This is a genomic window from Acidisarcina sp. (assembly GCA_035539175.1).
Taxonomy (GTDB): domain Bacteria; phylum Acidobacteriota; class Terriglobia; order Terriglobales; family Acidobacteriaceae; genus JANXZS01.
In genome coordinates this window covers 1-13526 of the sequence record DATLIY010000007.1, presented here as the reverse complement: position 1 = coordinate 13526, position 13526 = coordinate 1, and the positions used below count along the sequence as shown (strand labels likewise).

The following is a 13526-nucleotide window of genomic DNA, read 5'->3' as shown; positions in this document are numbered from 1 at the left end:
GCTTATCGCTGTTGTTGAAGACTTCGAATTCCTGAACCAATCCGGTTCCCATCAACAACAGACTCCAATCCTTCGCAATTCATATATGGGAACTCAGCCGCAGGGCAGATTGGCTCACGCATGGCTGGAAACATCTCGCATCACAGACAGGGACTCTCCATGAGCGTGAACGTTGCACCGTTGAGCCGCCGCTTCGGTCAATCCGCAATGGGCCGCATCGGAAATACGCCTCTCCTGCGGCTGGACCGCGTGACTGCGCGACTCAACGGCGTGCAGATTCTGGCGAAGGCGGAATGGTGTAACCCCGGCGGCTCCGTCAAAGACCGTGCCGCCTCCAACATCCTCACAGAGGCTCTGCGCGACGGAAAACTATCGCACGGCAGGATCCTGCTGGATGCGACCAGCGGCAACACCGGAATAGCCTATGCCATGCTCGGTGCGGCCTACGGTTTCCCGGTCACGCTCTGCATGCCTGCCAATGTCTCGGAGGCTCGCAAGCAGATCCTCTACGCCTATGGAGCAAAGATCGTCTACACCGATCCCGGGGAGGGCTCCGACGGAGCCATCCACAAGGCGCGCGAACTCCACCAGTTGGCCCCGGAGAAATACTTCTACGCCGACCAGTACTCCAACGACGCGAACTGGCGAGCACACTACTCCCACGGAACTGCCGACGAGATCTGGCGGCAGACAGAGGGGCGGGTCACGCACTTTGTTGCGATGATGGGAACCAGCGGAACCTTCGTCGGAACCTCGCGCCGGTTAAAGGAGCTCAATCCCGCAATCCTCTGCACCTCTCTCCAGCCGGATTCAGCCTTCCACGGGATCGAAGGCACCAAGCACATGGCCACCTCGATTGTGCCGAAGATCTACGACCCCTCCATCGCCGATAATGAACAGGAGATCCGTACAGAGGAGGCTTACGAGATGGCCCGGTGGCTTGCGCGGGAGGAGGGCTTGCTGGTCGGAGTCTCCGGTGCGGCTGCCCTGGTTGGTTCCATCCGTGTGGCACAATCGGCCCGATCCGGTTCCGTTGTCATCACTCTATTCCCGGATGCGGGGGAGAGGTATCTAAGCGAACCGTTCTGGGCAGAAGCCCAGACTGCGAAAGAGCCGGAGTTTGATCTATGACACTGAAGATCAGCAGCGAACACTTCGAATATCTTCGCCGGCACGGCGAGGAGACCTACCCGCACGAGTGCTGCGGCGTGCTCGTCGGCCAGGCTGGCGATGCAGGGTCCAGAACGGTGCTCGATGTCATCCGCTGCGGAAACACGCGCGAGGACTCGCCACGCAATCGCTACCAGATCGATCCGCGCGACCTGATCCGCATTCAGCGCGAATCACACATGGCGGGTCGGGAGATCGTGGGCTTCTACCACTCGCATCCCGACCACCCTGCACAATGGTCGGTAACGGATCTTGCCGAGGCGCACTGGACCGAGTGCTCGTACATCATCACCAGCGTAGAACAGGGAGAGGCTGCGCTTACGAACTCTTTTCTGCTACTCGGCGAAGAAGAAACAAAGCACTTCGAAGAAGAAGAGATTCAAATAGAGAGTGCGCGCTCGTCCGGCGAATCCAGAGGCGAACCCAGAGACGAATTCAGAGAAGGGAACTGAGGGAAGTCCGCTATGAAAGTACTAATACCCACTCCGTTGCGTGCCTACTCCGACAAGCAATCCGCCGTTGAGGTCTCAGCCCCCACCGTAGGCGAAGCTCTCAGCAGGCTGGTCGAGAAGCATCCCGATCTGCGCAGACATCTGTTTTCCGATGACGGCAGGCTGCGCTCCTTCGTGAACGTATATCTGAACGATGAGGACATCCGCTATCTGGCAAAGGAAGCTACTCCGCTGCAGGAGTCGGATACTCTCACCATCGTTCCCTCGGTAGCCGGAGGCCTGGATCTGGAGGCTGTTTCAATCTAGCCACGTCGTAATGGTTCGCTGAAGTACCCGGAGACTGCGTATGTCCACTACACCAACGCAAAAGGAAGCTACCCTGAATCGCGAAGAGATCCTGCGCTACTCCCGCCACCTCATCATGCCCGAGGTGGCCATGGAAGGGCAGCAGAAGCTGAAGGCTGCGCGCGTACTCTGCATCGGTGCCGGTGGACTTGGCTCACCGCTCCTGCTCTACCTGGCAGCAGCCGGAGTGGGCACCCTCGGACTGGTCGACTTCGACGTTGTAGACTACACCAACCTGCAACGTCAGATCATCCACACCACGAGCGACGTGGGGCGGCCAAAGATTGATTCCGCCGCGGAGAAGATCGCCGCCATCAATCCGTTCGTCAAGATCGTTCGCTTTGAAACGATGCTCACCAGTGCGAATGCGCTCGATATATTCAAGGACTTCGACATCATCGCCGATGGCACCGACAACTTTGCCACCCGCTACCTGGTGAATGACGCCTGTGTCCTCTCAGGGAAGCCGAACGTCTACGCCTCCATCTTTCGCTTCGAGGGGCAGGCATCCATCTTCGCCACGAAGGACGGGCCGTGCTACCGCTGCCTGTATCCCGAGCCGCCACCTCCCGGGCTCGTGCCCTCCTGTGCGGAAGGGGGCGTGCTAGGCGTGCTCCCTGGGATGTTAGGCATTATTCAGGCGACTGAGGTCCTCAAGCTGATCCTGGGTTCAGGGGAACCGCTCATCGGCCGCCTGCTACTTGTGGATGCCCTGGCTGCACGATTCCGCGAGCTGCGAATACGCAAGAATCCTGATTGTCCCGTGTGCGGTGCTCATCCCAGCGTGCGGGAACTCATCGACTACAATCAATTCTGCGGAGTAAGAGGAGAAGAAGTGATATTTGGATCCACCGTTCCAGAGATTCAGCCTGAAGAACTGAAGCGTCGGCTCGACGCTGGCGAAGACATTTTCGTACTCGACGTTCGCGAGCCTCATGAGTACCAGATCTGTAACCTGAATGGCTACCTCATCCCGGTTGGCGATCTGCAGAAGCGCGTCCATGAGCTGGACTCCAGCCGCGTGATCGTCGCCCACTGCAAGAGCGGTGCACGCAGTGCGAAGGCTGTGGAGTTTCTCCGTCAGGCCGGATTCCAGAACGTCTCCAACCTCGCCGGAGGCATCCTGCGCTGGTCGGATAAGGTCGATCCCACGGTGCCCAAGTATTAGTGCCAAAGTATTAAGGTATTAGCGCTAAGCAGGAAAGTGGTGCTTCTCGAGAGCAGCGGTTATCGGAGTGCGAACAGCGCGACCGAATGCCGCTGCTCTTCGTGCTTCTATCGGAACTCGATAACGGTCTGCGAGGCTGGAAGCAGGAATATGGAGCACGGGATGGGGGTCGAACCCATGTATACCGGCTTTGCAGGCCGGCGCGTTAAGCCACTTCGCCACCCGTGCTCATCTTGAAAACTGCTGGAGTTTGTCTGCCCCGTCAAATAGGGAATTGGCTGGTCGGCGACCCGCTCCATTCGCATATTGATCGAGATACTCATGTTAGGCGGATTCGCCTCAGATGACAACAAAATTCGAGCCCTAACATCGAAGAGATTCAGATGTAGTACATCCCCTCGGGCTCGCTGCTTCTGCAGGCATCTGCAATCTCCGCCAGCGTCTGCAGGCGCAGAGCCTTGGCCCGCTCGGCATTTTGCGTGTCCCAGACGGACTTGAGTGCAGCCCAGGTGGCTGGCCTCGGTTTCCGCGAATTGCGTCGTACAAAGTTGTCGTCCCCCAATGGGCCTTCCAGCGCGCAAACGGCATCCAGCAGCGTGATTTTCGCTGCAGGACGCGACAGACGGTATCCACCCTGCCTCCCGCGCAGTGTGGTCACCAGCCCCGCACGCTTCAGGATCATCAGAATCTGATCCAGATACTGTTTGGGAATCTGCTGCCGTGCGGCGATATCGGCTGCCTGGACTGTTTCGGCCGCATCCTGCAGCGCCAGATCCACCAACGCCAGCAGCCCGTATTCTCCCTTGGTCGAAAGTTTCATACGCGCCAATCATGACAAATAGAGTCATGTTTATCAAGCATCCGACGCAATGCAGGATTCCAGGAATAAACATATGCCGTAATGGAATCTGCTGCTTTATGATTTCTAGCGCACATCGAAGGAACAGTTCAGAGCACGGCAAATCTGGCGAGGGAACTCTTGGGAGTCAATCCGTTTGTTGGGGTCATCTACCACTGGCTTGGCGGTCTTGCCTCCGCAAGTTGCTATCTCCCGTTTCGCGGCATTCAGCGCTGGTCCTGGGAGGTCTACTGGCTGGTTCAGGGAATCTTCAGTTGGATTTTCGCACCGGTCCTGATTGCTTCTCTGCTTGTCCCGGGAGTCTTCTCGATACTCCACGCTGCTCCCGCTTCGAGCATCTTCTGGGCCTATTTCTGGGGATGCATGTGGGGCTTTGGCGGCCTCACCTGCGGCCTTGCGGTCCGTTACCTCGGCTTCGCGCTGGCCTATCCGCTGGTGCTCGGCTTGTGTACCGTCTTCGGAACGCTGATGCCACCCATCTTCAACGGCGAAATCGGCTCGATTGCTCACAGTAGCTCCGGGGAGGTCATCCTGCTTGGCCTCGGCGTCTGCGTGATCGGTATTTTGTTCAGCGGCTTCGCGGGTCGATCCAAAGAAGTAGAGCTTACCGCAGAAAAAAAGATGGCATCCGTGAAGGAGTTTCACTACAGTCGCGGCGTTGCCGTGTCCATCCTCTCCGGAGTTATGAGTGCCTGCTTCGCCTATGGTCTGGCCGCGGGCAAGCCCATCGCTGTTCTGGCGAAGGCTGCGCTGCTATCCCATGACCGCATCGATCTGTGGCAAAACCTTCCGGTGCTGATCGTCGTCATGCTCGGCGGCTTCACCACAAATTTTCTCTGGTGCCTCCTCCTCCTGGGCCGGAACCACTCTGCCGGACAGTACCTCGGCATGTCCGCGCCATCCAGCGGGATCCCGCCAGCACCAAGCCGGATCAGCATAGGCACCCTGTTCGCCAACTACGCGTTCGCTGCCCTGGCTGGAATTACGTGGTACTTTCAGTTTTTCTTCTACAGCATGGGCCAGACGAAGATGGGGAAATACGACTTCTCCAGCTGGACCCTTCACATGGCCAGCATCATGATTTTTGCCACCATCATCGGCATCCTACTGCGGGAATGGCAGGGCACCAGCAGACGGACCCGTGTCCTTGTTGCCGCCGGGTTACTCTTCCTCCTCATCTCCACGGTTGTAGTTGGCTATGGCAACTACATCAAGGCAATCGAGAGCCCCGAGCCTATGCACGCCGCGAACACACTGGAGAATTGAAGCAAACCCTCGGCACGCTGGAGACGTGGCCAGAAGATCAGGGTTTGCTCCCTCCGGAAGATGCCGTTTCCAAATACTTAGGCATACTTACATTGTGGGGACGCTTTCCAGGAGTGCATGACAAAGATCCGCAAAGATTCGCTGAAGTCCAGAAGCATCTTCACCGATGCGATTCTGTCGATACTGCTGGCCGTCCTGGCATCGCTGGCCACCACGCTGGCAGCGCAGACTCCGCCTGGCGGACCGCCGCCGCAGGGTGGAATGGCCGCCGGCCCAGCGCAGCAGGCCGTCTATGACAGCCAGCATCGCCCCATCACTGCGGGCGGATTCGTCAAGACCGGCCCTGTCGTTTTCATGGATATCGCCAAACGCGCCGGACTCACAAGCTGGCATCACACCGCCGGAACACCGGAGAAACGCTACATCCTTGAAGCCAAGGGGCCCGGCGTGGCTCTGCTCGACTATGACAATGATGGATGGCTCGACATCTATTTTGTGAATGGCTCGACCTTTGAGGCGCTCAAGGGCAAGGAGCCTCCACCGCAGGCCGCTCTCTTCCACAACAATCACGATGGCACCTTCACCAATGTCGCCATCCAAGCCGGAGTAACGAATGATCACTGGGGTTACGGTGCCGTAGTAGGGGACTATGACAACGACGGCTGGCCCGACATCTATGTCTCCAACTATGGCAAGAACCGTCTTTACCACAACAATCACGATGGCACGTTTACCGATGTTGCGGAGAAGGCCGGTGTTGCGCTGGGTAGCTGGTCCACAGGAGCAACCTTTGGCGACTATGACGGGGATGGCCGCCTGGACCTCTTCGTCGCGGGCTACATCCGCTTCGACCTCAATCATCTTCCTGAAAATCTAACGGTGGATGGCGGCAGCCCGGCTTGCTCCTATCACGGCAACCCCGTCATGTGCGGCCCGCGAGGGCTTCCCGGCGAGCACGATCACCTCTTTCACAACAATGGAGACGGCACCTTCACCGATGTCAGCCAAAAGCTGGGCGTCAGCGATCCCAACGGATTCTACGGGCTTGGGGCTCTCTTCGCCGACGTGAACGGTGACGGCAAACCTGACCTGATTGTTGCCAACGACTCCACGCCAAACTACCTCTACATCAACAAAGGCAACGGAACCTTCGAGGACCAGAGTTACGCCAGTGGTTTTGCCGTGAATGAAGATGGCCGCGAAGTAGCCAACATGGGGCTCGCCGCCGGCGACTATGAAAACAACGGGCATCTGGATCTGGTCAGCACTACCTTCTCCGACGACTACGACGTGCTCTTTCACAATAACGGGCATGGAGTCTTCACCGACGTCAGCTTTGAAGCAGGCCTAGCCTCCGCCACCATGCCCTTTGTAGGCTTTGGCGACGGCTTCCTCGACTACGACAATGATGGGTGGAAGGATCTGCTGATTGTGAACGGGCATGTCTATCCGTCCGTGGATACGATGGAGGCGGGCACATCCTACGCGCAGCGCCCCCTGCTGTTTCGCAATCTAAGGAACGGAAAGTTCGAGTTGATGCCTGCGGTCGAGGGCACCGGACTCGCCACTGTGAGCGTAGGCAGGGGAGAGGCCTTTGGCGATCTCTTCAATGACGGCAAGATCGACGTTGTCATCGCCAACATGGATCAGGTTCCCGTGCTGCTGCGCAACGTAAATCCGGACCACAATCATTGGGTAGAACTCAAGCTTGTCGGCGGGCCCAGAAGCCCACGGGATGCCGTGGGCGCCACAGTTTACCTGACAGCAGGCGGCATCCGTCAGCGCGGCGATGTCCTCAGCGGCGGCAGCTACCTCTCCTCCAACGACATGCGAGTTCACTTTGGCCTCGGCACTGCAACCACCATCGAGACCATCGAAATCCACTGGCCCAGCGGAGCGATAGAAAAAACAAACCTGCCAGCCCTGGATCGCATTTTTACCGTGGAAGAAGGAAAGGGAATTACCGGAGAGCTCTGCGCATCCTGCCCAAAAGCACCCAGAAAATAATTACGGCGCATTCCATGACTGAAGCGAGTGTTCTTTGGGCTACAACATGAGCGTGGTGGCAATGCATTCCAGCCCGAGAATTTGCTTTCTGCGATGTGGATGCAGTTTGCACAAGCCATCACCGAAGAACACCAGATGTAACAGCTAAGTTTTTGCGATGGGGATTTCCAGATAGGTACGGGTGCAAGCCGTCTAGACACTGTGTCGATGTAAGGTCGTGGCTGAAGTGCAAGAAATTGATTCTATATGGCGGAGAGACAGGGATTCGAACCCTGGATACCTTGCGGTATACACGCTTTCCAAGCGTGCGCCTTCAGCCACTCGGCCATCTCTCCGCGTATTGCTAAACAACTTTAACATAGGCGGCGGATCGGAGGCTTCCACAGGCCACATGGGTTCCGTTTGAAGCAATTTTCCTTCGGCCAATCTGCGCATCAGGCACCGGAATTGCCGTCCTGGCGCGTTCGGGTCAAGATGAGTTGCCGCAGAAAATACGCTACGTAACGGGGATTGTGCTTCAGATAGCGGCGAGCAAGCCTCCTCGGCTCGCTGGCAAAGCGGAAGACCCATTCCAGGCCAGAGCGCATCATCCATCGCGGAGCCTGCGCCGTCGTTCCGGCAATAAAATCGAAGGCCGCGCCGACAGCAAACATCACCGCGGGAATCCTCCCGTGATGCTGCATCACCCACTTTTCCTGCTTCGGGCAGCCCAGCCCGACGAAGAGCATGCGCGCTCCGGAAGAGGCTATCTCCTGCGTGATCTTTTCGTCTTCTTCCACGGTTAAAGGACGGAATGGGGGAGACAGTGCATAAACGATCCGGAGGCGCGGATGCTGCTGCTGAACACGCTGGACCAGTTGCTGCAGGACCTCCGGACTCCCTCCGTAAAATCCAACCGGAAGATCCGCCTGTTCTGCGGCTTCGAGCAGCACAACTGTGCTGTCCGGGCCATAAACCCGCGTTGCATTGCGGTTGCCCAGTGCGCGAAGCGCCCACACCAGGGGGACTCCATCCGGGCAGGTCAGGTCACCAGCATTCAGGCTGCTGCGAAACTGCGGATCGTCGTAGGCCTCCATGACGACATGGACGTTGGCAAAAAATACAGCGCGCGACTCCCGCCGGGATGCCCAATCCAGGCTCGTGGCAGCCATCTCCGCATAGCTTGTAGGTGCCACCTGCAAACCGAGTATCTCGGGCATCTTGCGCCTCCTCGTCCCTGGTCCGGAAGCGTTGGTCCAGAAACCCGGAGCCACCGGATCGCTCGCCATCCGTTCGTCCCACTGTATTACAGGAAGGGAAATAGCCCTTCAGTTAAGTTCACTCCTCGCGCTTGTTCGGCAATCCTGAGCAGGCTTGACCGGACAATCATGCAGAGTCGGTAGGATTAGGAAGAGCAACTTTCGAAGCTGGCATTTTGCCGCGCAGGGTCAGGATGGCATCGAAACAGGCAGCCCCAAAGGAATCGAACAGTCTTCACCGCAAGATGTGGCGTCGTGAGTTTCGCGCGCTGCTTGCGTTGGCGATTCCTGTGGTTCTCTCCGAACTTGGCTGGATGGGCATGACCACCGTCGACACTATCATGGTCGGCGGACTGGGTCCGGTAGCGATCGGCGCCGTTGCGGTCGGCAGCTTTGTCTATTACGCACCCGCCCTCTTCGGCATCGGAATCCTCCTCGGCCTGGACACGCTCGTTTCCCAGGCACACGGCCGCGGCGACTATGACGAGTGCCATCGCTGGCTGGCGCAGGCCGTCTACCTCGCTGCGGCGTTCACCCCGGTATGCATGCTCGTCACCTTCGGAGCCGGCCACCTCTTTTCCTTCTGGGGCGTGAATGCCTCGGTTGCATGGGAGGCAACCCGCTTCCTCCGCGTCCTGAACTGGAGTACGCTTCCGCTGCTGCTCTACGCCGCTGCGCGCCGCTATCTCCAGGGAGTGGGACGCCCCACCCCTGTCACCTTCGCGCTGCTCTCCGCCAACTTCGTGAACCTGGCAGGGAATTGGGTGCTCATCAACGGCAAGCTGGGTTTCTCGGCCATGGGTGTCCGGGGATCGGCTCTCTCCACCTGCATCGCTCGCGTCTATATGGCGGCCGTCCTGCTGTTTGCCGCGTGGAGATATGAGCGACAGCGGGGACACCAGCTTTTTCGGCACTGGCCCGGTCCGGAAATCAGCCGTCTTCGGCATCTCCTGCGACTCGGATTGCCGGCTGCCAGCCAGATTTTGATGGAGGTGGGTGCCTTCGGAGCCGCCACGGTGATGGCCGCACGCCTCGCCCCGGAGGCCCTGGCTGCTCATCAGATCGCTCTCAATTGCGCGAGCATCAGCTACATGGTGCCACTTGGGGTTTCCGCCGCCGCTGCCGTATCCGTTGGGCACGCCATTGGCGCGGGTGACGGGCCGCGGGCGCGCCGTGCCGGATGGATGGCCATGGCAACAGGGGTCGGCTTCATGGCCCTGGCCGCCTCCGTATTTCTGCTGATTCCCATGCCCATCCTGCGCGTCTACTCGAACGATCCTGGAGTTCTTCGGCTCGGTGTTCCGCTGCTGGTCTTTGCCGGGGTCTTCCAGATCTTCGATGGAATCCAGACCGTCTCCACCGGAGCCTTGCGCGGCATGGGAGAGACCCGAATGCCGATGCTGGCCAATTTCTTCGGCTACTGGATCTTCGGATTGCCACTCGGATACGCCCTGTGTTTTGGGGCAAAGAAGGGAGTCTTCGGACTCTGGCTAGGCCTGACGCTGGCCCTCATCGCAATCGCGCTGGTCTTACTGCGCAAATGGATCCACGAATCCCGGCGGATAGCCCTGGAGGTACCAACCATCGAAGCAAGCTGAATTATAAGAATGATCTATAGGGATTGTTTCATGCAAATAGTGAAGACTTTCAGGCTGACCCGCTGGGTTTTCGGTGTCTAACGCTTCTCCAACAGGACTGTTGAACTGGGAAGATCTTGCTTTTCGAATGGATGGAGAGATCTTATCTTCAGATGGACTAATCAGAGACTTGGCCTGAGTTGCCCAAAGCGGGCGCCCCAACTTATCCCTCGTGGCTACATTCTGACCTTCAACGGACAACGATCCAACTAAGAATGCGAACAGAGTAAAACGATCGCATCACAAGACCGATTCTAGGTAATTATGCAAGACCGATTCTAGGTAATTATGGATTGCGCAGTGTGAGCATCCGGATACAGTCACTTAGCACGGACTTCGTCCTGAAACTGTTGCGCTGCCAATTCCTGCCGTTTTGTTGCTTTATTTCTCTACCTTGGAGGGGCCATTCCAGACGCACGGCTTCGAGCCATCAGGCAGGATGAGTCCTACTTTGTAACCGTAGAACAGAAAGCAGAAATTCATTTCGGATGCAGCGGCACTTCTGAAGATCGCTCCCATATAGGTAGATCTTCCCATTTTCCAACCCATGTAGACGAGGACGGGGGAGGCCAGAATCCATGGCCAACGCACAAACAAGGAGAGGACAATAGTGATGACCGGAAGCACGTACATTACGACCATCGAGAGATTGAAAAGAGCTGACTCGCCCTGCGTTGCCACGAGAGTGAATACCTCCGAACTGTAATTGATCCCGGGACGATACAGCATAAGCTCTCGCTTGGACAATTTGGACCTAAGGTCATCGAAAGTCTGGCAAGGAAACTCGGGGATTTCAGATACCCGGCTCGGGATAACGTGACCCTTGGCTCGGAGTGCATCCACAACACGCGCGAGTTTGTCCACTTTGGAAGCGTGGGTGCTGGCCCTCTGCGAGATTTTCTCGTTGGCTGATGTTTTCTCGCACTGCGGGCAGTTTAAGTCCAACTCGACGTTCTTGCTCATGTACCATCCTGCGGGGCACAGCAACATTCATTCTTGATGTTGATAGCTTCTCGCGAGCCATGATACCGGCATGAATAAGGTCGGTCAATCCAGTGCAGAAGGTACGGCAGCAGACTCCAATCGACTTGAGCGGATTGGGATAACGCAGACGGCTTCACCTCGCCATAAAACGCAGTTGCCCTAGTCCAATACGCAATAGATTAAAAACTGCCGTAATGTCCGATAACGCATATTCTGTATAGTGAAACCCAGCAAGGACTGGAGCTGGCTATTTAACGAGTTTCCCTGTTCTGGATGTGGCTGAGGACCACCACTACCCCAGTAGCCCTCGGAGATGCCGACCCTACATCTTATAGCGGCCCAGATCTTCGTCGTTCAGGCCCTCGAGCCAGCGCCGCATCTCTTCGGCAGAGACATTATCATTGGCCGTTGGTCCCAGCTTCGCCATTTGCAGAACCTGCTCGCTGACGTAGATTGGGCAGTCGGAACGCAAAGCGAGCGCCAGAGCGTCGGAAGGACGAGCGTCAATCGCGACTGTCTCGCCGTCCTGCTCAATCCACACCATGGCGAAGAACGTCTCGTCCTTAAGCTCTGTCACTACTATCTTTTCCACCCGAGCATTCAAGCCCTGGATGAGGTTTCGCAGCAAATCGTGCGTCATCGGTCTGGGGGGTGCGATCTTCTCGATCTCCAAAGCGATCGCATTGGCCTCGTACAGGCCCACCCAGATCGGCAGCAGTGCCTCGCTCTTCACGTCTTTCAGCACGACGATGGGCATATTGGTGGAAGGATCAACCATCAGGCCCCGGATTTTCATTTCTACGTCCATCTTCCACCCCTCTCTATGAACTTAAACCCTGTATCAGTTCGACTTCTTCACCCACCAGGCTATTCGGAAAACTGCTGGTAATCCTCACATTCCTATAGCTTCCAGGGGCCGGAAGAATCGGCTGGATGGTCGTAAAGTTCACGGTCTTGTTCTGTGAACTGCGCCCGGTTACCTGCCCCTTTTGCGGGTGATGCCCCTCAACCATAACCTCAAGAACCGATCCTATTTGCCTGTTATATATAGACCTTTGCGTCTCGCGCTGCTGTTCAAGCAGTGCCTGAAGGCGGCTCGACTTCTCTTCCTCTGCAATCGAGTCCTCCATCGTAATCGCCGGCGTGTTCGGGCGCGGGGAGTATTTAAAGGCGAAGACCGCGTCATATTCCACGGTCGCCAGCAGATCGCGGGTCTGCTCAAAGTCCGCCAGCGTCTCTCCGGGGAAACCGACAATGATGTCCGTCGTCAGGCTGATGGGGCGTTTCGCGGCTTGAATCCAGGAGATGCGCTCCAGATACTGCTCTCGCGTGTACTCCCGGTTCATCCTTCGCAGCACGTCCGTCGATCCGCTCTGCACAGGAAGATGGACATGATCGCAGAGCGTTGGGTAGGCTTCGATCGCCTCGACGATCTCCCGCGTAAAGTGCCGCGGGTGCGACGTCATAAAGCGGACGCGGCGGATGCCGGAAACCTGCCCCACGGCTGCCAGCAACTCGGCGAAGCTCAACTTCCCTTCCGGGTCCTGGTACGAGTTCACATTCTGGCCCAGCAACTGGATCTCGGTGTAGCCTGAGTCGGCCATACGACGGGCCTCGTGCAACACGGAGGTCGAGGTGCGGCTGCGCTCCTTGCCGCGCGTGTATGGAACCACACAATAGGCGCAGAACTTGTCGCAGCCCTCGATGATCGTGATGTATCCCCGATAGGGATTGGTGCGGGCAGTAAACTCCGTCTCAAATGTCTGGTCCGTCTGCCGGTCGTCCAGGCCGGTGATGCGCTTCTGCCCTGCCTCCAACTGCACCAGCATGTCCGGCAGCTTCCGGTAGGAGGCCGATCCGGAGACGATCGAGACGTAGGGCGCACGCTCGAAGATCTTTTCGCCCTCCTGCTGCGCCACGCAGCCAAGGACGGCAAAGCGCTTGCCCTGCTTGTAGAGCTTTTTATAGTCGTTCAGGCGGTTGAAGACCTTCTGCTCCGCCTTATCGCGGATGGAGCAGGTGTTGTAGAGAATCAGGTCCGCCGCGTCTTCGGTTTCGACCCGACGGTATCCCTCGTGCTCCAGTGTGCCCACGACCTTTTCCGAGTCATGAGCATTCATCTGGCAGCCGAAGGTTTCGAGGAAGAAGGTCTTATCGGTTGCCATAACAAGGCTGAGTATAACCCACCAGTAACCTACTTTCCGGACGAGCCAGGCCTCTTGCCTTCCACCCTGCTGCAAGTGCTAGGGTGTATCGACCTATAGGAACGGCCGCCGTTGGTTCGCAACGCATGTCATTTTTTTTGCGGTGTAAGTGAGGGCTACGGTTCTATCGTTTGGCCGGATTCCTGCCAACCCTCCGGGACGGGGTCCGTTCCCCTCATTTCTTCGTCGGTCGTCG

General features: G+C 57.6%; 12 protein-coding genes and 2 tRNA genes. 7 read left to right on the top strand and 7 right to left on the bottom strand.

Features of this window, described 5'->3' with window-relative positions; all coding sequences use genetic code 11:
* The first annotated feature begins 159 nt into the window (after nt 1–159).
* From VM554_02755 to moeB, 4 genes are read left to right on the top strand one after another with little or no spacing between them, the layout of a single operon-like run.
* Nucleotides 160–1131, top strand: coding sequence for a cysteine synthase family protein (locus tag VM554_02755; protein ID HVJ07276.1), 972 nt, complete (start codon nt 160–162; stop codon nt 1129–1131).
* Nucleotides 1128–1622 carry a M67 family metallopeptidase gene (locus tag VM554_02750; GenBank protein HVJ07275.1) on the top strand — a complete coding sequence of 165 codons (495 nt, stop codon included), beginning with the start codon at nt 1128–1130 and terminating at the stop codon, nt 1620–1622. The genes VM554_02755 and VM554_02750 overlap by 4 nt, the downstream gene beginning before the upstream one ends.
* A 12-nt stretch (nt 1623–1634) precedes the next feature.
* The gene (locus VM554_02745) at nt 1635–1928 is read left to right on the top strand and encodes a ubiquitin-like small modifier protein 1 (protein ID HVJ07274.1); all 294 of its coding nucleotides are present in this window, start codon (nt 1635–1637) and stop codon (nt 1926–1928) included.
* A 40-nt stretch (nt 1929–1968) separates the two neighbouring features.
* Nucleotides 1969–3135 carry a molybdopterin-synthase adenylyltransferase MoeB gene (gene moeB / locus VM554_02740; protein ID HVJ07273.1) on the top strand — a complete coding sequence of 389 codons (1167 nt, stop codon included), beginning with the start codon at nt 1969–1971 and terminating at the stop codon, nt 3133–3135.
* Between the two features lie 151 nt (nt 3136–3286).
* Here the strand turns inward: moeB and VM554_02735 are convergent.
* Together VM554_02735 and VM554_02730 are read right to left on the bottom strand one after the other, a co-directional pair.
* Nucleotides 3287–3363, bottom strand: a tRNA-Cys gene (locus VM554_02735).
* A 151-nt stretch (nt 3364–3514) separates the two neighbouring features.
* A complete protein-coding gene (locus tag VM554_02730) occupies nt 3515–3955 on the bottom strand; it encodes an Rrf2 family transcriptional regulator (protein ID HVJ07272.1) in 441 nt (146 codons plus the stop codon).
* A gap of 159 nt (nt 3956–4114) precedes the next feature.
* Between VM554_02730 and VM554_02725 the strand changes: the two genes are divergently transcribed.
* The gene (locus tag VM554_02725) at nt 4115–5260 is read left to right on the top strand and encodes an L-rhamnose/proton symporter RhaT (GenBank protein HVJ07271.1); all 1146 of its coding nucleotides are present in this window, start codon (nt 4115–4117) and stop codon (nt 5258–5260) included.
* Nucleotides 5261–5377: 117 nt separating this feature from the next.
* Nucleotides 5378–7267, top strand: coding sequence for a CRTAC1 family protein (locus VM554_02720; GenBank protein ID HVJ07270.1), 1890 nt, complete (start codon nt 5378–5380; stop codon nt 7265–7267).
* Nucleotides 7268–7514: 247 nt separating this feature from the next.
* Here the strand turns inward: VM554_02720 and VM554_02715 are convergent.
* Nucleotides 7515–7602 (bottom strand) — tRNA-Ser (locus VM554_02715).
* A 99-nt stretch (nt 7603–7701) separates the two neighbouring features.
* Nucleotides 7702–8466, bottom strand: coding sequence for a WecB/TagA/CpsF family glycosyltransferase (locus tag VM554_02710; protein ID HVJ07269.1), 765 nt, complete (start codon nt 8464–8466; stop codon nt 7702–7704).
* Nucleotides 8467–8699: 233 nt separating this feature from the next.
* Between VM554_02710 and VM554_02705 the strand changes: the two genes are divergently transcribed.
* Nucleotides 8700–10103, top strand: a complete 1404-nt coding sequence (locus VM554_02705; protein ID HVJ07268.1) for an MATE family efflux transporter — start codon at nt 8700–8702, stop codon at nt 10101–10103.
* A gap of 420 nt (nt 10104–10523) precedes the next feature.
* Here VM554_02705 and VM554_02700 read toward each other — a convergent pair whose 3' ends face one another.
* The 3 genes from VM554_02700 to miaB form a co-directional block, all read right to left on the bottom strand.
* Nucleotides 10524–11105 (bottom strand): hypothetical protein, encoded by a 582-nt coding sequence (locus VM554_02700; GenBank protein ID HVJ07267.1) that lies wholly within the window; start codon nt 11103–11105, stop codon nt 10524–10526.
* A gap of 343 nt (nt 11106–11448) precedes the next feature.
* A complete protein-coding gene (locus tag VM554_02695) occupies nt 11449–11934 on the bottom strand; it encodes a bifunctional nuclease family protein (protein ID HVJ07266.1) in 486 nt (161 codons plus the stop codon).
* 13 nt (nt 11935–11947) lie between these two features.
* The gene (miaB, locus tag VM554_02690; protein ID HVJ07265.1) at nt 11948–13291 is read right to left on the bottom strand and encodes a tRNA (N6-isopentenyl adenosine(37)-C2)-methylthiotransferase MiaB; all 1344 of its coding nucleotides are present in this window, start codon (nt 13289–13291) and stop codon (nt 11948–11950) included.
* Between the last annotated feature and the right edge of the window lie 235 nt (nt 13292–13526).